The 18,964-nt window shown below is 39.6% G+C and carries 17 protein-coding genes and 1 tRNA gene; 3 read left to right on the plus strand and 15 right to left on the minus strand.

All coding sequences use genetic code 11. The features are described from left to right. Positions 1 to 7: 7 nt before the first annotated feature. Complete coding sequence (locus tag I7X29_RS13280; RefSeq protein ID WP_002673203.1) at positions 8 to 199, plus strand: hypothetical protein; 192 nt, start codon at positions 8 to 10, stop codon at positions 197 to 199. Then, a complete protein-coding gene (locus I7X29_RS13285; RefSeq protein ID WP_002673201.1) occupies positions 199 to 750 on the plus strand; it encodes an RNA polymerase sigma factor in 552 nt (183 codons plus the stop codon). Before I7X29_RS13280 ends, I7X29_RS13285 begins: the two co-directional genes overlap by 1 nt. Before the next feature lie 32 nt (positions 751 to 782). Here the strand turns inward: I7X29_RS13285 and I7X29_RS13290 are convergent, their stop codons facing one another. The 3 genes from I7X29_RS13290 to I7X29_RS13300 all read right to left on the minus strand — a co-directional run bounded on the left by I7X29_RS13290 (position 783) and on the right by I7X29_RS13300 (position 4,153). Beyond that, the gene (locus I7X29_RS13290; protein ID WP_198475331.1) at positions 783 to 2,141 is read right to left on the minus strand and encodes a suppressor of fused domain protein; all 1,359 of its coding nucleotides are present in this window, start codon (positions 2,139 to 2,141) and stop codon (positions 783 to 785) included. A 248-nt stretch (positions 2,142 to 2,389) separates the two neighbouring features. Further along, positions 2,390 to 3,661 (minus strand): adenylosuccinate synthase, encoded by a 1,272-nt coding sequence (locus I7X29_RS13295; RefSeq protein ID WP_198467333.1) that lies wholly within the window; start codon positions 3,659 to 3,661, stop codon positions 2,390 to 2,392. Positions 3,662 to 3,670: 9 nt separating this feature from the next. Further along, positions 3,671 to 4,153, minus strand: a complete 483-nt coding sequence (locus tag I7X29_RS13300; RefSeq protein ID WP_009750966.1) for a Fur family transcriptional regulator — start codon at positions 4,151 to 4,153, stop codon at positions 3,671 to 3,673. Between the two features lie 104 nt (positions 4,154 to 4,257). On the opposite strand from I7X29_RS13300, the gene I7X29_RS13305 reads away from it, so the two are divergent. Beyond that, positions 4,258 to 6,513, plus strand: a complete 2,256-nt coding sequence (locus I7X29_RS13305) for a helix-turn-helix domain-containing protein (protein WP_198475333.1) — start codon at positions 4,258 to 4,260, stop codon at positions 6,511 to 6,513. A 60-nt stretch (positions 6,514 to 6,573) separates the two neighbouring features. Here the strand turns inward: I7X29_RS13305 and I7X29_RS13310 are convergent, their stop codons facing one another. The 12 genes from I7X29_RS13310 to I7X29_RS13365 form a co-directional block, all read right to left on the minus strand. Then, positions 6,574 to 7,080 carry a porin family protein gene (locus I7X29_RS13310; protein ID WP_198467329.1) on the minus strand — a complete coding sequence of 169 codons (507 nt, stop codon included), beginning with the start codon at positions 7,078 to 7,080 and terminating at the stop codon, positions 6,574 to 6,576. Positions 7,081 to 7,194: 114 nt separating this feature from the next. Further along, positions 7,195 to 7,674, minus strand: a complete 480-nt coding sequence (locus I7X29_RS13315; protein WP_088593866.1) for an ExbD/TolR family protein — start codon at positions 7,672 to 7,674, stop codon at positions 7,195 to 7,197. A gap of 14 nt (positions 7,675 to 7,688) precedes the next feature. Further along, complete coding sequence (locus I7X29_RS13320; protein WP_088593865.1) at positions 7,689 to 8,303, minus strand: ExbD/TolR family protein; 615 nt, start codon at positions 8,301 to 8,303, stop codon at positions 7,689 to 7,691. A 6-nt stretch (positions 8,304 to 8,309) separates the two neighbouring features. Next, the gene (locus I7X29_RS13325; RefSeq protein ID WP_009413416.1) at positions 8,310 to 8,738 is read right to left on the minus strand and encodes a hypothetical protein; all 429 of its coding nucleotides are present in this window, start codon (positions 8,736 to 8,738) and stop codon (positions 8,310 to 8,312) included. Positions 8,739 to 8,767: 29 nt separating this feature from the next. Next, positions 8,768 to 9,499 (minus strand): MotA/TolQ/ExbB proton channel family protein, encoded by a 732-nt coding sequence (locus I7X29_RS13330; protein WP_088593864.1) that lies wholly within the window; start codon positions 9,497 to 9,499, stop codon positions 8,768 to 8,770. Between the two features lie 64 nt (positions 9,500 to 9,563). Next, a tRNA-Ser gene (locus I7X29_RS13335) sits at positions 9,564 to 9,651 on the minus strand. 69 nt (positions 9,652 to 9,720) lie between these two features. Continuing rightward, positions 9,721 to 10,749, minus strand: coding sequence for an asparaginase (locus I7X29_RS13340; RefSeq protein WP_198475335.1), 1,029 nt, complete (start codon positions 10,747 to 10,749; stop codon positions 9,721 to 9,723). After that, positions 10,736 to 11,869: a 1-acyl-sn-glycerol-3-phosphate acyltransferase gene (locus tag I7X29_RS13345; protein ID WP_009413413.1), complete on the minus strand. Its 1,134-nt coding sequence runs from the start codon at positions 11,867 to 11,869 to the stop codon at positions 10,736 to 10,738. Before I7X29_RS13345 ends, I7X29_RS13340 begins: the two co-directional genes overlap by 14 nt. A 71-nt stretch (positions 11,870 to 11,940) precedes the next feature. After that, a complete protein-coding gene (locus I7X29_RS13350) occupies positions 11,941 to 12,702 on the minus strand; it encodes a TatD family hydrolase (protein WP_198475337.1) in 762 nt (253 codons plus the stop codon). Between the two features lie 153 nt (positions 12,703 to 12,855). Further along, positions 12,856 to 14,070 carry a DUF6051 family protein gene (locus tag I7X29_RS13355; RefSeq protein WP_198475339.1) on the minus strand — a complete coding sequence of 405 codons (1,215 nt, stop codon included), beginning with the start codon at positions 14,068 to 14,070 and terminating at the stop codon, positions 12,856 to 12,858. Between the two features lie 25 nt (positions 14,071 to 14,095). After that, positions 14,096 to 15,691, minus strand: coding sequence for a RagB/SusD family nutrient uptake outer membrane protein (locus I7X29_RS13360; protein ID WP_198475341.1), 1,596 nt, complete (start codon positions 15,689 to 15,691; stop codon positions 14,096 to 14,098). Between the two features lie 9 nt (positions 15,692 to 15,700). Further along, on the minus strand, positions 15,701 to 18,778 hold the full coding sequence (locus tag I7X29_RS13365) for a SusC/RagA family TonB-linked outer membrane protein (RefSeq protein ID WP_225883764.1): 3,078 nt from the start codon (positions 18,776 to 18,778) through the stop codon (positions 15,701 to 15,703). Positions 18,779 to 18,964: the final 186 nt, after the last annotated feature.

An 18,964-nucleotide genomic window follows, 5' to 3' on the forward strand; every position in this document is an offset into this window, starting at 1 on the left:
CTAAAAAATGAAATTAATATTATTAACTATTGGTATATTACTGCTATGTGTGGCAGGTATGGCAATTAAGATTTGGGGCAAGAAAGGCGGTAAGTTTGCCGGTACTTGTGCAAGCCAAAATCCACATTTAAACCCTGAAGGGGAACCTTGCAGTTTCTGCGGTCGCTTACCCGACGAACAAGAGTGCAGAAATAAATAATGGCAGAGGCACTTGCTGAAAATATAGTCGCTGCAAAAGCAGGTAAACAACGAGCTTTTAGTTGGTTGTTAGACGAGTTTTGGACTGATGTGTACAACTTTCAGCTCAAGCGTGTGAATGATGAAGTTGAAGCAGAGGATATTAGCATACAAACATTTGCTAAAGCATTCGATAAGCTTCATACTTACGACGAGCGATACTCTTTCCGCACTTGGTTAATTGCTATTTCTAAAAATATTCACATAGATAACCTGAGAAAGCAAAATGAGTCGCTATTGCACTTAGACCGAGAGGAAAAGCAATCTAAAACGCTGATAGATGAGACCCCCATCATAGAGGATAGCCTCATTATGGAACAGCAGTTCGACTACTTGTTAAAAAGTATAAAACAACTAAAAGAACCTTACCGAACGGCAATACAACTGCGCTATCTGCACGAAAAAAGTTATAAAGAGATTGCCGAAGAGATGCAATCACCGATGAGCAGTGTGAAGATTACTCTGCTAAGAGCTAAGAAAATGCTAGCAGAGATATTAAAGAAAAACAGATGAAGCCTCAAAAGATTTCATCTGTTTTTTTATGTTTATAACGCTACATTTTTGCGGTGAACATCTATTACTTCAGAGATTCCGTTTTCGTCGAAAAGGTTGAGGAGCTCGTCAACCCCTTCTTCTAATTTTAAATCCATTTCTTCTGGATAAATAGGCAAAATACAATAGAAATTGATAATCGTACCATCTTTAGTGTGTAACTTTAAGAAGTCCTGTGGAGCTGATAAGTAAGGGGGCATCAGCAGGATACAACCGAAATCGGTATTGGCAATAGGTTCAGCATCGGGGCCGTTGGGGATAGTGTGTCCTTCAGCCATCCACGTTTTGTACTGATGCGGGAAACGCGCTATCATCTTCAGGAAGTACACAGGCCAATAGTTATCATCGTCTTTAAAAGCTTCATCGCTGATAGGCCAATCGGCAGGAAGGTAGACCATTAGCTCAGCGTGGCTGTAGTCGTTAGGGTCATCTAAGCCTTCGGGCAAGTACATAGGGTAATCGCTCATACCGGTAGTAAAGAGTACATTGTAAGGCGTTTCGGGGGTAGGTTTGATCCAATGTACATCTATATGCACATATTCTGAGACGATTTCGTGGAATACGCTGTCTATTTTGCCGATATATTTTTCAAAATGGTCGCAAATTTCGTCCATATACACACAAGTGCGGTCAGGCAATACAAAATCGCTTCTGTCTTTTTCGGAATAGTTATAAACGTTAGAGCCTCCTTCTGAGACATAATCGGGAGTAGGAGCGAAAATATTAGGCAAATCATCTTCTTCGTTATAATCAATAGCATCGATGAGCGAGTGCATTTCGTTATCGTAATACACGATTCCTTTTTCAATATCGTCAGTAAGAAATTCGAGCCAATCTTCCATAGAGTCGTAGTGTAAATCCATAAATGAATCTTCGATAGAATCGAGTACTAAGTCTATTTCGCCTATTTGTCCAACAACACCTTCTTTATCGGGATCGAGGTCGATGAACATAAAGCGTGCTCCATTGGAGAGGAATGGAATCCATTTAGGGTTATAAAATTGGTTTTTTAACACTTCATCCCAACACATATCAATGGCTTCTTCTTTATCAAAGTGAAGGGATTGCCAATTAGGAACGCTTTGCAATTGTTCTAACCAATGTTGCTGCGTGCGTTTGATTTCTTCTAAGGGTATAAAGCGCAAACCATCAAGGAAGAAGACATCGTTTTCACCTTCTTTTTGTCCGTTGAAAGTTTGGTATAATTGTTTTACCTCTGCAGGGAGGGCAATGCCCATTTCAGCTTCAAATTCAGTTATTTGTGACTCGGACACCCCTTTGTTAAGGCTTGCGATAAGAGGAGTAGCTTGATCGAGGATAACGTCTAAGAATCGTTTGACTGTTTTTTCCATAGTTGTTTTTATACAATTATTTTTTCGCTACAAATGTACAACTTTTCATTTAGAAAGCAAAGAACTTTCATATTTTTTTGTTTTTATTTTTAATATTAAAAATATTTCACCTTTGCCTAATAATTATCTTAAATAATAAAATTTCATCTCTTATTTCAGGAAAATCGTTTGAAGGTTTTGATTTCATCAAATAAGCAGTAATTTGAAAACACAAAAAAGGCTATTCGCGAATGAATAGCCTTTTTTTATTATCTCATAATGGTTTGTGTTCTATCAGGTCCTACAGATACTACTTTGATAGGCACTTCTAATTCTTTTTCTAAGAAACTGATGTACTCTAATAGTTCTTTAGGCAGTTGCTCGTAGGAGTTGAGCTGGGTGAGATCTTGATGCCAACCTTTGAGTTCGGTATAGATAGGGGTTACGTTCTGTTCTTCGATATTGTAAGGCAGGTGCTTGATTTCATTTCCTTTATAGAGATACGAGGTACACACTTTTAGAGTTTCAAAACCGCTGAGCACATCGGCTTTCATCATTGTGAGTTCGGTTACTCCGTTCACTTGTACAGCGTATTTGAGGGCTACCAAATCGAGCCAACCACAACGGCGGCGACGCCCTGTTGTAGCACCAAACTCTCGCCCTACTTGGGTCATTGTTTCGCCTATTTCATCGAAGAGTTCAGTAGGGAAAGGCCCGCTACCCACACGGGTTGTATAGGCTTTGAAAATACCTATCACCTGACCGATGCTACGAGGTGCAACACCTAAGCCTGTACAAGCACCAGCAGCGGTGGTATTAGAGGAAGTTACAAACGGATAAGTGCCAAAATCGATATCGAGCATAGAGCCTTGAGCACCTTCAGCAAGTATTTTTTTACCTGCTTTGAGGGCTTGGTAGAGGTATTCCTCACTATCAATAAATTGAAACTCTTTGAGTACTTTCACAGCCTCGAAAAATTCAGCTTCTAATTCTTTGAGGTTATACTGTATATCTACCTTGTAGTTTTCGAGCATTTCTTCGTGTTTATCGGTGAGATTGCGATAGCGTTCGTTGAAATCGGAGAGTTCTATATCGCCTACACGCAAGCCATTACGACCTGTTTTATCCATATAAGTAGGGCCTATTCCTTTGAGGGTAGAGCCTATTTTTGCTTTGCCTTTAGCAGCTTCGGAAGCGGCATCTAAGAGGCGGTGGGTAGGTAAAATAAGGTGTGCTTTTCGAGAAATCAGTAAGTTTTTTTTCAGATTGACTTCATAAGGAGCGAGTGCTTCTATTTCTTTTTTGAAGATGATAGGGTCTATCACCACCCCATTGCCGATGATATTTACGACACCTTGGTGGAAAATACCCGACGGAATGGTATGCAACACGTGCTTGATACCATTGAACTCGAGAGTATGCCCCGCGTTAGGCCCTCCTTGAAAGCGTGCAATGATATCGTAGTTTTGAGTGAGGACATCCACGATTTTACCTTTTCCTTCGTCTCCCCACTGAAGACCTAATAATAAATCTACTGCCATTTTGTTTGATTATTTAGTTGTACTCTCTTTGGATTCTGGTTGTTGGGTATCAGTTTTGCGTGTACCGTAGAAATAAAGAGAGTGATTGGTAATATTGATATTAAATACTTCTTCTATTGTTTTTTGTATAGTTTGGATGCGCGGGTCGCAGAACTCCATAATTTCACCTGTATCGGTAAGGATGATATGGTCGTGCTGACGATCAAAATACGATTTCTCGTAGTAAGCTTGGTTTTGCCCGAATTGGTGTTTGCGCACCAAACCACATTCGAGAAGTAGTTCGATAGTGTTGTAGAGGGTTGCACGACTTACGCGGTATTTCTTTTTCATATTGGCATAGAGCGTTTCTATATCAAAATGGTCGTTATACTCGTAAATTTCCTTTACAATAGCGTATCGTTCAGGGGTTTTACGATGCCCATTATCCTCTAAGTATTTGGTAAGTACCTTTTTAACAATTTCTAAGTTTTCTTCTGATGTGGGTGTATTCATAGTTCAACTTGTAATCTTTTGTGGCAAAGGTAGTTTATTTTTTTTATATTGCAAAATATTTTATACTTTTGTGCTCATAAAACTATATCAGCCCAAACAAGAGTATGGAAGAGCGCATTCTTACACTTATCAACGAAACCAATAGAAATATATTTTTAACAGGGAAAGCAGGGACGGGAAAGACGACTTTGCTACACAAAATCATAGAAACCAGCTATAAAAATACGGTAGTTGTTGCCCCCACGGGGATAGCGGCACTCAATGCGCGCGGGGTTACCATTCACTCGCAATTTCAGTTACCCTTTGCTTCATTTTTACCTACTTTTGACAGCCCGCCTATTGCCAATGAGTTTTTTAGATTTGAAAACCGACAATCACTAAAACGACACTTTCAAATGCATCGCAACAAGCAGCAAGTTATCAAAAATATGGAACTGCTAATTGTAGACGAGGTGAGTATGCTACGCGCCGACGTATTAGATGCGATGGATTTTATGATGCAATTTATTCGCAAAGATAGGCGACCTTTTGGAGGTGTACAGGTGCTCTTCATAGGTGATTTGCTACAATTGCCTCCTGTAGTGAAACAAGAGGAATGGGAGGTGCTAAAGCATTACTACACAGGAATGTACTTCTTTCAATCACAAGTTATCAGCCAGCATCCACTGTTGTATATAGAGCTTGAAAAGATATATCGGCAAACCGATGGGGTGTTCATTTCTATACTTAATCACCTAAGAGACAACAAGCTCACCCAAGAAGATTTGCGACAATTGGCTTCACACGTGCAACCAGAGTTTGCCAAACAGCACAAAAATGAGTACATTACCCTCACCACTCACAACAATAAAGCCGATGCAATGAACCAAGAGGAGTTAGAAAAACTTCCCTCTCCCCTATTCAGTTACGAAGCTGATGTGGTAGGCGATTTTCCTGAATATCTTTACCCTATTGAGAAAGTTATTCAGTTAAAAGAAGGCGCCAGAGTGATGTTTATCAAGAACGACCCCTCGGGAGAACACTTGTTTTTCAACGGAAAAATGGGAACCGTGGTAGCTCTTGGTGAGAAGGAAGTGAGCGTTGCTTTAGACGACGGCATCACTATTGATGTAGAGCGTTACGAATGGGAAAACGTGCGCTACAAAGTGAACAACACTACCAAAGATATTGAAGAAGAACGCTTAGGCACTTTCACTCAATACCCTTTGCGATTGGCGTGGGCGATTACTATACACAAAAGTCAAGGGCTCACTTTTGAAAAAGCAGTGTTAGACCTGGCGAGTGTATTTGCTTCAGGGCAAGCATACGTAGCGTTCTCACGCTTACGTTCGTTGGATGGGTTAGTACTCTTGTCGTCGGTAACACAAAACGGCATTGACAACGATGAAAAAGTAATAGACTACGCCGACAACAAAGCTACTGAAGAGGAAATGCTACAAGCCTGCCGTGAAGGGAGAATAGACTTTTTGAGAGAATGCATACTCAAAACTTTTGATTGGCAATCTCTTTTAGAAGAATGGTACACCCATAGCCATAATTATATAGGTGATTTAGGCAACAAAAACGCCTATAAAAGCTGGGCAATGCAACAATACGCACGAGTGAAAGCGATGGTTGCTGTATCAGAGAAATTTAGCAAGCAACTATTAGGATATTTCCAAAGTCCTACCCCCACACCAACCATTTTTGAGAGAATATTGAAAGCCGTCGCCTATTTTAGTCCGCTATTAGAAACAATATGGTACGAGTTGTTATATGTAGAGACCAAAGTAACAAGTTTAAAGAAAGTAAAAGAGTTCAGCAAAGAGCTGAAGGAGTTAGACGACAGTCTCACAGAAGTTATTAAGAAACTGTTTCGTTTAGAGCAGATGGTAGTATTACTACAAAGCCAAACGCCTTTCAGCAAAGAGAATATACAGCCCAAGAAATTAGAAGCAATGCGCTTTAAACTGATAGAACGCGTACTCATTGCTCTAAAGAACGAACAGCTATTTGCAAATCCGCCTAAAGTAGGCATTCCTGAAGAGAAGACTAAAAAAGATAAGAAAGAAAAGATTTCCACTTATGATATTACATTGCAATTATGGCAACAGAACAAAACGGTAGCCGAGATAGCCAAAGAGCGTATGTTCACAGAAGGGACTATTTATGGGCATTTAGCCAAGCTGATAGAAAGAGGTATTTTATCAACGGAAATTATAGAAGCAATTTTCACCACTGAAGAGATTAATGAATTGGAAGCTCTTTTTGAAAGTGAAGAAGATCTAAGCACCATAAAAGGTATTTATGAGAAAGCGAATGAAAAATATGATTATGGGCGATTGCGGTTGTTTAAAGAGTATTTTTTAAGTAAGAGATAGAGAATTTTATAATCAACTTTGCCAAAGTCTAAAGACTTTGGCAAAGTGTATAAGTGGTTTTTAGAATCTATAGGTAACCCCTGCTTTGAAACCAGCAGCAGCAAAGGAATTGTGTTCTACAAAAAGTTCAGCATTTACACCAAAGTTTTTGTTAAAGAAGTAACGACCACCACTTTGCAAGCGCAGTGCAAAACCAGAATCGTAGTAAGGAGTCCAATCTCTATAATCGGAGTCGTTAGACCAACTGTAATAGCCTAATGATAGCCCCCCATATAAATCTACATTGGAAGGGATTCCTTTGATGTGTTCGCCAAAGTGATAATTACCATTAGCTAAGAAGCCTACACTGGTATATCTTACATTACTATAGGTTCTGCCGCGGTAAAAAAGTTCACCTCCGACAGATATTTTATCGGCAACACCGAAATCGGCGGCGGCATATACCATAACACCAGGTCCTGAGATACCTAACCCTCCGTTGATTTGAACATCACCAGGTTTAAAAGATTGTGCAGAAGCTACTCCTGCTGTGAGGAGCAAGCCAAAAAATAAGATAATTTTTTTCATAAATATTTACTATTAAAATGTTTCAATAGTGCAAAGGTAATATTAATTTTGAGAATAACAAAAAAGACACATAGATTTATGTGTCTTTTTTATGATAGAAAGTTTAAAATGTTTCTATTTTTGATTCAAAGGAGAACCTTGACGAGCGATATAGTTGAGTTTCAAAGCATTTATTTCTTGTAATTGCTCACGGATATCACTCACAAGCCCCATATTAGTATCAGCATCTACTTTCAAGGCGGTGATATAAACATCTTTAAGGGCGTCGCGCAAGCCTTCACGATAGTTAAGGATATAGTGGCTTACTTCTGAAACGTCAATAAATTTATCATTTACCTGAATTTTGGCATTAACCCCGAACTTAGCTTGATATTTAGGAAGGGGTTTACCAGCGTAGATATAGACTACAGGGTCTTTTTTATCTAATTTTTGAATTTGATCGGCTACGGGCAACTTATTTTGCACCATCAAGTCACTATCTTTTGATTCTGTTACAGTCATAAAGAAAAACAAAAGCATAAAGATAATGTCAGGCAAAGAAGCCGTAGAAACAGGAGGTACTTCACCACTTTTCTTTTTAGTAAATTTTGACATATTCTCTTTAATTTTTAGTGCTTTTTAGGCGCGGTTTCTATAAGTTTTCTTGGGAAGCGTTTTTGTAGTTCCAAGATAATAGGTTCAAGGTGGTCTTTACGTGCTTGAGGAGTACGAGCCGCATTGAACTCTTCTTCAATTTGAACATAAGGAACCTCGTTAGGGAATTTCTTTTGGCGTTCACGTTCGCGGAGTTCGTTATAAGCTGCAATGAGTTCATTCTGTACAGCTATATAGGTTTTGTACGAAGTTTCGCGGTCGTTACGCAAAGAGATAACAGCTTTATCTGGGTTATCAGAAGACAATGGATCTTTTTTACCTTTACAGTAATTACAAGAGAGATCACCATTGTTATCCAAGAAGTCAATAGCTGTTTGTTTAACGTCTTTAAGTTCCTTCAACTGGTTGTTTATTAACAACTGATTGTTTTTATTCACTACCACAACCAATACGTTTTTCTCTTTTACTGGTGGAGGTGGAGGCGTATTTTCTTGTGGTTTAGGAGGTAGTTTTACAGTGATCCCTGTATTGCTTTCGATAGTAGTTGTTACCAAGAAGAATATCAACAAAAGGAAAGCGATATCGGCCATAGATCCTGCGTTTACCTCAGGTATTGAACGTTTTGCCATAATTTTTTATCTCATTAGTGCTTTTTTCACATTGGAAGCGATAAGTGCTACAACGGCAGCGGCCACCAATATATACAAAGCGATTAGACCTGTGCTTGTCCATTTTCTTACAGATTCGCTGGCTTTTTTCACTTCTTCACTAGCGTTAGCTTCAACAGCTCCTGAAGAGAAGATGTAGGCTACGAGGAGAATGACAACAAAACCACCTGTATAGATAAGCGTTTTTTTGAGTGCTTTTGGTGAAGACAAGATATTTTGTGCTGCTGAAATCACTACTGCGACGAAAGCAATAGCTAATAATATATAGGTAAGCACAAATAAAGCTTGCATAGCACCATTATTAGGGTCTTCGGCATTAGTAGAAGATAATACTCCCCATAGGATTACCCCAATGACACCTAAAGCAAGAGCTACATATTTTGCTATTTTATACATACTAAAATTTGTTTAATGGGTGAGTAAAATTATTTAATTTTTCTTGCTACTAAGAGGTCGATAAGAGAGATAGAAGCATCTTCCATATCGTTTACGATAGCGTCGATTTTAGCGATAATGTAGTTGTAGAATACTTGGAGGATCATCGCAACGATCAAACCGAACACGGTAGTAAGCAAGGCAACCTTGATATCACCAGCGATCAAAGAAGCATCCAAACCACCAGCAGAACTAATTTTATCGAAGGCTTCAATCATACCGATTACAGTACCCATAAACCCTAACATCGGAGCGATAGCGATAAAGAGGGAAATCCAAGAAACGTTTTTCTCTAATTGTCCCATTTGGACACCGCCGTAAGATACCACTGATTTTTCGACCATATCAATACCTTCACCAGCGCGGTCTAAACCTTGATAGAAGATAGAGGCAACAGGGCCTTTTGTATCGCGGCACACTTCTTTAGCAGCTTCAATACCTTTGCTATCGAGGGCTTGTTCGATGTCGGCGATTAATTTTTTAGAATTGGTAGTTGCCATATTGAGGTAAATAATTCTCTCAATAGCTACTGCCAAACCAATGATCAAGCAGAGCAAGATAGGCGCCATATAGGCAGGCCCCCCTTCGATGAAACGCTCTTTAAATACTTGGTGGAGCCCTTTACTTTGTTGTGCTGCATCAGCGGCTTCCTGAGCACTAACCATAGCTACGTTTAAAATTAACATTGCTACTAGAAGTAGCTTAGATGACATTTTTTTCATTTGTTTAATCTTTTAATTTGTTAGTTGATAATTTAATGTTTAATAATATTTTTTAGAAAGAAAGCAGAGAGGAAGGGATTCGAACCCTCGATACGCTTGTGGCGTATATACACTTTCCAGGCGTACTCCTTCGACCACTCGGACACCTCTCTTTATGCTGTTTCTGAATGCCAAAGTAACAAAATATTTTTTTATCTCGCAAGTTTTTTCTTAATTTTTTGCTAAATTTCTCCAGCTATATTTTCTTCAAACTTGATTTTGAACATTTTAGGAGAAATATTTTTTCTAAGTAAAAGCATTAATTTTGTGATTGCTGACTCGGTTGTGAGGTCTTTTCCGTCTATGATTCCCATCTTTTTGAGGGCTTCACTTGCCTCATATTTGCCCATCATCACGCTACCTCCGGAACATTGGGTTACATTCACTATGTATATTCCTTTATCAATTGCTTTTTGCAAACTTTCTACGAACCAGCTATCGGTAGGGGCGTTGCCTGATCCATAGGTTTCGAGTACTACCCCTTTGAGATTAGGAATACTAAAAAAGCCATTGAGCACGGCGGGGGTAATTCCTGGGAACATTTTAAGAATAGCTACATCAGTTTCAAAATCTTTCCAGACTTCTAAGGTAGTGCCTTGCTTGCGCGGCAAGAGGTTTTCCTTCATCACCTTTAGATGTACGCCACTCTCTACCAATAATGGGTAGTTGAGAGAGGCAAAGGCTTGAAAGCGTTCGGCATTTATTTTAGTTGTGCGATTGCCGCGATAGAGTTTGTACTCGAAATAGAGTCCTACTTCTTGTATTACAGATTTTCCATTTTCTTTGAGGGCTGCCAACTGTATGGAGGTAATAAGATTCTCTTTGGCATCGGTGCGCAGGTCACCTATGGGGAGCTGAGATCCGGTAAAAATCACAGGTTTGGTAAGCCCTTGTAGCATAAAGCTCAAAGCTGAAGCTGAATAACTCATTGTATCGCTACCGTGGAGCACTACAAAACCATCGTAGTTGTTGTATTCCTTTTCAATGACCTCAGCGATTTCAATCCAATGTTGAGGGTTCATATCGGAGGAGTCGATTACTTTTTGAAAGGAATGTACCGAAATATTACAATCTAAATGAGACAATTCGGGGATGCGTTTATAGAGATTATCGAACTCGAAAGCGCGCAAAGCCCCCGTTTGGTAGTCCTTTATCATTCCGATAGTTCCTCCGGTATAGATGAGGAGTACTTTTGAGTTATTGGTTTCCATCGAATTTATTCTTTACAGGATTGGCGTACATTTCTAAAAATTTTTCTTGAGAAAGGTCTTCAGATTTGCTTCGGTTGTTCATTCGTCGTTCAAACTGTCTAAATTCTTTTTCGTTGTAGCAATCTTTATATATAGAGGTGTTGTTGAGCAAATCATAAGCAATGTAATTGGCGGGGAACAATTTGTACTGTTGATGGATAGCGCGGTCTAAGCACTCAGCTAAGGCTTGTAGTTGTTTGTTCAGGTGTTGATGAGCAGCTTCTATAGTATCGATTTGTTCATAAAAAGGTTGCCCTACTGAGATATGTACACGTCCTTTTTGTCCTATTAGCCCTTGAATGATATTCTCAAAATCTTCTTTTTTAGATTTCACGTACTCTACGCCGTTGTGTTGAGCGATGAGTGCGGGCAACTTCAGTACATCGGTGGGGTCGAACTCATAGGAGATAGACATAGGCACGATGTTGAGGGTTTTGAGGTATTGCAGAGGGGTTACGCTTTGGGGGGTATTGAGGGTAAGCATTTTCAAGACGCCTTGCTGGGTGCGGTCATCACCGTTTTTGGTACGCCCTTCGCGCTGGGCAATCCACACATTGCGATGTTCTTCACTGATGCAGTGATGTATATACTCGGATACCAATTTAGAGTGTTCTAAAGCCTCACGAGGGGGGAGACTTCTATATATAACAATGTTTCTGTTGAGCATTGCCAATATTTTGAGGTATTTTTTTTTGAGTAGATTGTCGCCCATAGCCGAAGCGGTCATTGAGAGATGATTGTCGTGCAAAGCAACATTTAGCAAAGAAGTATCTAAGATAATATCGCGGTGGTTAGAAACGAATACATAACCTTTTTTAGGATCTAAAGCACTAAAGCCATCGCAAGTAAACTCTGTGATACTTTTTTCAATTGCTTTAGTCACCACTTGGTACATTATATCCACCTGAAAATCGGATACTTTTTGGCAAGCGAGGAGTCTTTCCACTCGCTGTGCAGGAGTATCTTCAGGAAATGCATAAGCCATCATTGCTTGAATCAAAGGGGTATCTTTGATTTGTAACAAGGCTTTAGGCACTTCGTTATCATTGAAGGGGCGTATAGATTTGAAATAATCGGTCATTTCAGTGGTTTTGTATGCTTATTCTTTGTATACGAAAGGCAAAGTAACGAAATATATTTGATAACACCTAATTAAATGTTAAATATTTTTGTAGCATTGATATCGGTAAGGCGGATTATCTCACTTTCTGGAAGTTGATATATATCCGATAATTTTTCTACAACTTTCACAATATAAGCACTTTCGTTACGCTTTCCACGATAAGGCACGGGCGCCAAATAAGGGCTGTCGGTTTCCAAAACTATATGACACAATTCGATATTTTTTAAGAATTGGTCGATTTTTCCATTTTTAAAAGTTACTACTCCCCCTATTCCTAAATGCAACCCGCAACTGATAGCGCGATGAGCTTGCTCTTCTGTACCCGTAAAGCAGTGGAAAATACCAAAGAGGTCGTCACTTTTTTCAGTTTCTAAGACCTCGAAAACTTCCTCAAAAGCGTCACGGCAGTGAATTACTATGGGCAAGTGGTGTTTTTTTGCCAACTGTATTTGCCAAACGAAAGCCTCTTGTTGTTCTTTGAGAAAGGTTTTATCCCAATAGAGGTCGATACCTATTTCGCCTATCGCACAAAAAGGGTGCGCAGACATTAAGGCTTCTACGTGAGCGAGCTCTTCTTTATAATTTTCTTTCACACTACAAGGATGCAAACCGTTCATCAGGAAAACATAATCAGGGTATTCGTTTTTTAATTGGAACATCCGTTGGGTATAACTACTATCAATGGCTGGCATAAAACAATGGGTTACGCCTGCTGTTTTTGCGCGAGCTATCATCTCGGTACAGTCGAGATCAAATTCTTCTGAGTATAGATGGGTGTGAGTATCTATCATTTTATTAGTCGTTAGGGTGAGAGGTGCGAGCCGCACGGGCGAAAATGAGAGCTATGGGAGGTGCGAGAGCTGTGAGAATTTGTAATATTCTCTTTTAACTCTTACCTATTTTAACTCTTACCTATTTTAACTCTTACCTCCTAACTCTTAGTCTTAGCTTTTATAAAACGCTGCTGCTGATGTTACGAAACGGTTAAAGGCTTCGGTTACTTGTGGGGCATTTTTGGTGGTGAGGGCAAAGGGGTTCATATGAGTATAAGGATAATCGTAATCGTCTATCTGTACCTCTATATTGATATTGCGATAACCGCCCTTTAGGGTATTGAGAGCTTCGATAGGAGGTGTTACTTCATCTTTTTCTAATACTAAGGCTTTGATTTGATTTTCAAGTTGTGAAAAACGTTGTTCACGTTCTTTCTGGTAATAGTTATAGCGCAACATCGTTTTGAACCAGCCTTCATCAAAATGAAGCTCACTATCTTGATAATGCCTTAGGCGATCGTCATTCTTGAAGTTGGTACTCAGTAACTCGGCAAAGGTTTTTTGCATCGTTATGGCAGCACGACCGTCCATTATGTATTTAGAAATAGGGAACATACGGTCGATGGTCATTCCCCCGCAGAAGCAGAAGAGTTTGGCATTAGCAAAATATCCCTTAGGGTTTGCCATCATTAGTATTACTGAGAGGAAAGAGCCTATAGAATAGCCAAAGAGGTCTACTGTAGCAGTTGGGGCAATGGTAGGAAAAACTCCCGCCTTTAGATCGGTGATGAACTGCACTATATCGTTATAGGTTTGTAAACCCGACCAAAATAGTCGCTGAGGAAAAGCATCTAAACGTGTAGAGGTAGCTGCATTCACATAGGAAGTTTCGGAATTATCAGGAAACTCATTCATTCGCTTCTGTGCGATGGAATACATCTCTTGGCGAGAACTCCAACGCTCAGGGGCACGACTCATATGAAATGCTATGGGGAAGAGCACTACCGCTTTGCCTGTTTGTGTTGCCAAACCATAAGCCCACGGGAGATATTTATCCCATTTTTTTTCGTTGAGCCCGTGAAAAACAATGATTACCCCGTTAGACTTTTCTGTATGAAGGGGTTGGACGATGTGATATTGGAAGTGGATATTACAATCCACATCATAGTCAGCCCAATGCAAATCGTCTTGAGCATCATTGAGTTGAGAGGGAAACGCTACCTTGTGCTCTTGGCAAAACAAATGCGGACTCCCTGGCAAATAGTGCTTAGCACCTTCTGAAAAGAAGTTGTTATGCAAAATACGAATACCCAATTCAGGCACTTCAGTATCGCGCTGGGTATCGAAAATCTTTTTTAGTTTGTTGTACAATTCGTAATATTCCATAAGATTAGGAGTTAGGAGATAGAGGTTACCAGCCTAGGTTTTGTTGCCAACGCCCTTTCTCGTGATTAATTAATTTCTGTGGGATAGGCCATACCATTTTATAATGACCAGCAGGTAGATTTAATTGAGTAAGTTCGTTAGCAGGAGTATCTAAAACGAGATTGAAAGAGAGGGTTTGTGGAGTACCTCTCTGTATGCCTAATCCCCAACGATTCAAGTCGAACAAGCGGAAACCTTCAAAGCAAAGTTCGCGGTTGCGTTCGTTTTGAATGTCGGTAAAAAGGGCGGTACCACTGCTTGTAATATCGTTGGTGGAGGTGAGTCCGCGAGCGTGGCGGAGGGTATTTAGATAAGTTTTTGCTTTAGTTTCATTAGCAGCTTTATAGGCAGCCTCGGCAGCAATAAGGTAAGTTTCGGCTATGCGAAAGAGTGTAGGTTTGTGTCCATAATACAGAAAGAAATCATTTTCAATACTCAACTGTTCATTGCGAGGGTATTTGTTCACTACATAAGCTAAATTTTCGTCGGGGCAGTCGTAAGTAAAAAAGTCGGGCATATCGACTGACAAATCTATTTGTTTTATATACACTGATTTTCGCCAGTCGCTATTATCGAACAAATTAACGAAAGTGCCTGTGGGCACGACATTAGGGTCGGCTAAGTAAGGTCGATTTCCACCACATACGGAGAAAGGCGGTACTGCGGGGAAAGGAAAGGTCATATTTTTATCTTCAAAGAGATACAAATCGTTGTGATTAGCAGGTCTTTCGATATTGCTTCCGATAACTCCTGAGGTCAATTGAGTAATCGTTTCGTTAGTAGCATCATTTTTCCAAACAGCCTCTAAGTCGGTTTGAGTGTTCACCAAAGGATATTTACCAGAGTTAATAAGTTCTTCGGCTACCTGCAAGGCTTGAGCCCAATCGGTTTTATAGAGCAATACACGCGCTTTAAGGGCTTTAGCGGCATCTACTGTAAAAGTGGTCGCCCCTACCCTACCCGTTTGGTTAGAGAGCAAATATATAGCTTTTTCTATATCGCTTAGAATAAATTGATAGGTATCGGCGAGGCTACTGCGCAAGGGAGCTTCACGGGAGTCCATTTTTTCGATAACCAAAGGCAGACCTAAATCATTAGCAGCATTGGTGGCATTATAAGGTTTGCAAAAATGCGTTACGAGATAGCTGTAACAATAAGCGCGACTCAAAAAAAGTTCACCACGCAAAGGTTTTATTTCCTCTTGATTTTCTTTATTTTCTGTACCTTCTATAGCTGCATTTATATTGGCTATGATGTTGTACTGAGTATCCCATATATTGAGAATATTGCCATTAGAGCTATTCAGTTCACCATAACGTTGAAAATCTCTTATCACATCCCTTCTGTTATTGATTGTTAGGTTCAGATAATCGGCTTGAAGGTCGGTGAGGTACATAGTTTCACCTTGATGATTGTTGCGAATAGCGCTGTATATGTTATTCAACCAAAAGCGCACTTCTTTAGGGGTGTTGAACGTATTTGTCGCTTTGGTTTCATCATAAGGTTCTTGGTCGAGACTAAAACAGCCGTTTAGCAACAGTGCTACAATTAATAATAAGTATATAGAATTGATTTTTTTCATTGTTTTTTTTTATAGTTTAAGTTCAACACCTAAGGTATATTGTCGTGTAGGAGGATACCCACCTATGATACCCATTGTATAATCGGGGTCAACGCCCGTGAATTTGGTAAAGGTAAATACGTTTTGAGCTGATAGTGAGAGCCTAACAGCTTTCACCACTTTCAGTTGATCGATAGTTTCTTGTGGGAGGTTATAGCTAAGACTGATATTTTTCATTCTCAGGTAATCGGCTTTTTCGAGCAGACGTGTATCCATTGTCATCATCACATCGCTATCGATACGGGGTATATCGGTATTATCGCCAGGTTGTTTCCAATAGTTAAAGATATCGGTACTGATATTTTTCACTCCGAAATATCCGGGGTTTAGTAAATCTCGTTTATCTCTATTGATATTGTATTTTCCTAAGGAATAAGAGAGAGTCATACTCAACGAAAAATCCTTATAGGTAATGTCACAACCCAAACCACCATTGATAGGGGCATATCGTTTTTTACCAGTGCTTTGGTCTAAAGCATCGGGGCTATAGACATTGGTAGTTTTGGTATCATCCGTTTGTTTTTCCATTTTATCATCGCCCGCTTGATACCACACTGCATTTCCGTTGTTATCAATTTCTTTAAAGATAGGCATCATCCACTCTATAGGTTTTCCCACTTTATACCCCATATACAAAGCACGGTTGTACGAATAATCCTTACCGTAAGAAATATTAGTAACCTTCTGTTGGTTGTAATTCATATTGAAATAAGGGCGGACAGAGATTTGTTTTTCTCTATTCTGATAGGCAGTGGTAGCCAAAGAGAAGTCAATTCCTCGGTTTTGCATATCACCTATATTATCGGGTATCATCGGGTAACCAAATACACTATTGATATCACGAGAGGAGAGTATTTTGAAAATCTTTCTGTCGTAATATTCGATATTAACAGAAGTATTTCCTGCTTTGAGCACAAAATTTAGCCCGAAAGTGCTTTTGCGTTGTTCTTCCCAATTTAAATTAGGGTTACCGAGCACTTGAGAGAGTTTGAAACTGAGTTGCCCATCATAGAGGTCGGTATTATCGGCACGAGCGAGTATCATATTTCTGTAATCACCTATACGAGCATTACCTGATACCCCTGTGCTAAAACGCAAGTTCAGGTCGGTAAGCCAATCTATATTTTTTAAGAAACTTTCTTCTTTGAGTTTCCACATTGCTCCTACAGCCCAAAAGTTTTGATAGCGATGGCTTTTTATAAAAGCAGATGAGCCGTCGCGTCGGGCTGATAGGTCTAAGAAATAACGATTGTTATACGAATATTCTAAGCGAGAGAAAAATGAATTGAAAGTGCTGACACTTTTGTTATCGGAAGCATTTTTTTCTTGAGCTCCGTGAGAAAGCATAGTAAATACATCGGAAGGTTGCCCTTGTGAAGAAGCGCTAAATCCATAAGAAGTATTTTCTATAGATTCTTGTCCGACCAAGAGGTCGAACAAGTGTTTTTGGCGTATATCGAATTTATATTCCAATAGGTTTGTATAGGTTTTTTGGATAGATTTATTGATATCGCGCCTCACCCGTCCTACCACTTGTGAACCGAATTTATAATCGGTGAAAGATGGCATAGGGGTTTTGGCTTCATTTTCGTATATGTTGTACTGTATCCCCACTTGTGATTTAAAAGTAAGGTTTTTAATAGGTTCAAACACGATGTAACCTATAGGGATAATATCGTCGTTAAAGCTATTGTTTATGAAGTTTTTAGCTATATAATCGGGGTGATAGAAGCCGTTGCGAGTGCCTCTAATGGAATTGATAAACTCTTTAGTTTTTCCATTATTGTCATAAGGAGTATAAAAAGGCAAGGACAAGAGCTCAGAATCTGAGGGGAAAGGATTGGTATAGATAGAATTGTCACTATGCGCGTAGGAGAGCGAAAGCCCTGCTTTGAGCCAATCAGTTAGTTGAGAGTCTAAATTCATCACCACATTATAACGGTTGAACTTAGTACCACTTCTCATTCCTTGTTGGTTTAAATAGCCCGATGAAATATAGTAAGTAGTATTGTTATTACCACCAGATATAGTGAGATCGGTGCGTGAAGTAGGCACAAAATTGTGATACAACACCTTTTCCCAACGGGTGTTATAAGGATTTTCTCTAAGGATTCTATCGGCTATAGCTGTGGGGTCGGTTTCGGTGTAATTGAGTCGTCTACCCACTTCTACTATTTGATTAGGAGCTTTGAGTAGCCAAAAATCCATATATTCGCGAGGGGTTGCTAATTTATCGAAGTATTTACGAGTTACATTGTTGAGTGCAGAAACCCCCAATTGATGATTGATAGTAATGTTAGTCCGCTCGTTGTATTTACCTCTTTTGGTAGTAATAAGGATCACACCGTTGGCAGCACGAGCTCCATAGATAGAAGTAGAAGCAGCGTCTTTCAATACTGAAACGCTTTCAAAATCGGCGGGGTTGAGCGCCGTCATCACACTGCTACTCACGGGTACTCCATCTACTATATACAAAGGGTCGTTTGCCTGTGCTTGAGCCCCAGCTTTTTCAAAAGCCGAGGTAAAAGAGCTCAGACCGTGAATGAGCACAGATGAAGTAGCGCCAGGCGCACCTGTACTGGTAGTTACGACCATACCTGCCACTCGCCCTTGTAGTGCATCAACAACGTTAGCTCCTGGAATTTCGGCAATATCTTTTCCTTTTACTGTAGCAACTGAAGCCACTGTACGACTGGCTACTTTTTTACCACCATAGCCTACTACCACGGTACCTTCGAGCTGTTGTACATCCTCTTGCATAGTAATATTGAGTTCTTTAGTGCTTGCAGTGAGTTTTTTCTCTACCGTTTTCATTCCTAAGAAAGAAAACTTGAGCACATCACCCACATTTGCTTTTAGGGAATAATGACCATCAAAATCGGTAGTTGCACCTCGTTGGGTACCTTTCACTAAAATAAAAACACCTAATAAAGGCTCATTTTTACTGTCCTTTACAGTTCCTGAAATTTCAATTTGTTGAGCGCTCATAGTACCTACTATCAGCAAAAAGAGCAACCAAACATAGCTTGGTGATAATTTTCCTCTCATAATTACTTAAAAAATGAGTGCAAAGTTTTCAAAAAAAAACTGAGATATGCAAATTAATTTGGTGATTTGTTAGCCCTGCCTCCGAAAGGGAGTTATCGATTTGTAAGGTAATTTATTTTGAAGATTTGGCAATTTGGCGATTTGATGTTTTATTTTTTGCCATTTCAAAAAAATGTATTATCTTTG

Origin of the sequence: Capnocytophaga periodontitidis, assembly GCF_016126015.1 — a bacterium.
GTDB lineage: Bacteria > Bacteroidota > Bacteroidia > Flavobacteriales > Flavobacteriaceae > Capnocytophaga > Capnocytophaga periodontitidis.

Excerpts from the sequence above, each read along its gene's own strand:
- I7X29_RS13300 (WP_009750966.1), bottom strand. The coding sequence starts at position 4,153 with ATGAATACACCCACATCAGAAGAAAACTTAGAAATTGTTAAAAAGGTA.
- I7X29_RS13280 (WP_002673203.1), top strand. The coding sequence starts at position 8 with ATGAAATTAATATTATTAACTATTGGTATATTACTGCTATGTGTGGCA.
- I7X29_RS13365 (WP_225883764.1), bottom strand. The coding sequence starts at position 18,778 with ATGAGAGGAAAATTATCACCAAGCTATGTTTGGTTGCTCTTTTTGCTG.
- I7X29_RS13290 (WP_198475331.1), bottom strand. The coding sequence starts at position 2,141 with ATGGAAAAAACAGTCAAACGATTCTTAGACGTTATCCTCGATCAAGCT.
- I7X29_RS13340 (WP_198475335.1), bottom strand. The coding sequence starts at position 10,749 with ATGGAAACCAATAACTCAAAAGTACTCCTCATCTATACCGGAGGAACT.
- I7X29_RS13325 (WP_009413416.1), bottom strand. The coding sequence starts at position 8,738 with ATGTATAAAATAGCAAAATATGTAGCTCTTGCTTTAGGTGTCATTGGG.
- I7X29_RS13330 (WP_088593864.1), bottom strand. The coding sequence starts at position 9,499 with ATGAAAAAAATGTCATCTAAGCTACTTCTAGTAGCAATGTTAATTTTA.
- I7X29_RS13315 (WP_088593866.1), bottom strand. The coding sequence starts at position 7,674 with ATGTCAAAATTTACTAAAAAGAAAAGTGGTGAAGTACCTCCTGTTTCT.
- I7X29_RS13355 (WP_198475339.1), bottom strand. The coding sequence starts at position 14,070 with ATGGAATATTACGAATTGTACAACAAACTAAAAAAGATTTTCGATACC.
- I7X29_RS13350 (WP_198475337.1), bottom strand. The coding sequence starts at position 12,702 with ATGATAGATACTCACACCCATCTATACTCAGAAGAATTTGATCTCGAC.
- I7X29_RS13345 (WP_009413413.1), bottom strand. The coding sequence starts at position 11,869 with ATGACCGATTATTTCAAATCTATACGCCCCTTCAATGATAACGAAGTG.
- I7X29_RS13360 (WP_198475341.1), bottom strand. The coding sequence starts at position 15,691 with ATGAAAAAAATCAATTCTATATACTTATTATTAATTGTAGCACTGTTG.
- I7X29_RS13285 (WP_002673201.1), top strand. The coding sequence starts at position 199 with ATGGCAGAGGCACTTGCTGAAAATATAGTCGCTGCAAAAGCAGGTAAA.
- I7X29_RS13310 (WP_198467329.1), bottom strand. The coding sequence starts at position 7,080 with ATGAAAAAAATTATCTTATTTTTTGGCTTGCTCCTCACAGCAGGAGTA.
- I7X29_RS13295 (WP_198467333.1), bottom strand. The coding sequence starts at position 3,661 with ATGGCAGTAGATTTATTATTAGGTCTTCAGTGGGGAGACGAAGGAAAA.
- I7X29_RS13305 (WP_198475333.1), top strand. The coding sequence starts at position 4,258 with ATGGAAGAGCGCATTCTTACACTTATCAACGAAACCAATAGAAATATA.
- I7X29_RS13320 (WP_088593865.1), bottom strand. The coding sequence starts at position 8,303 with ATGGCAAAACGTTCAATACCTGAGGTAAACGCAGGATCTATGGCCGAT.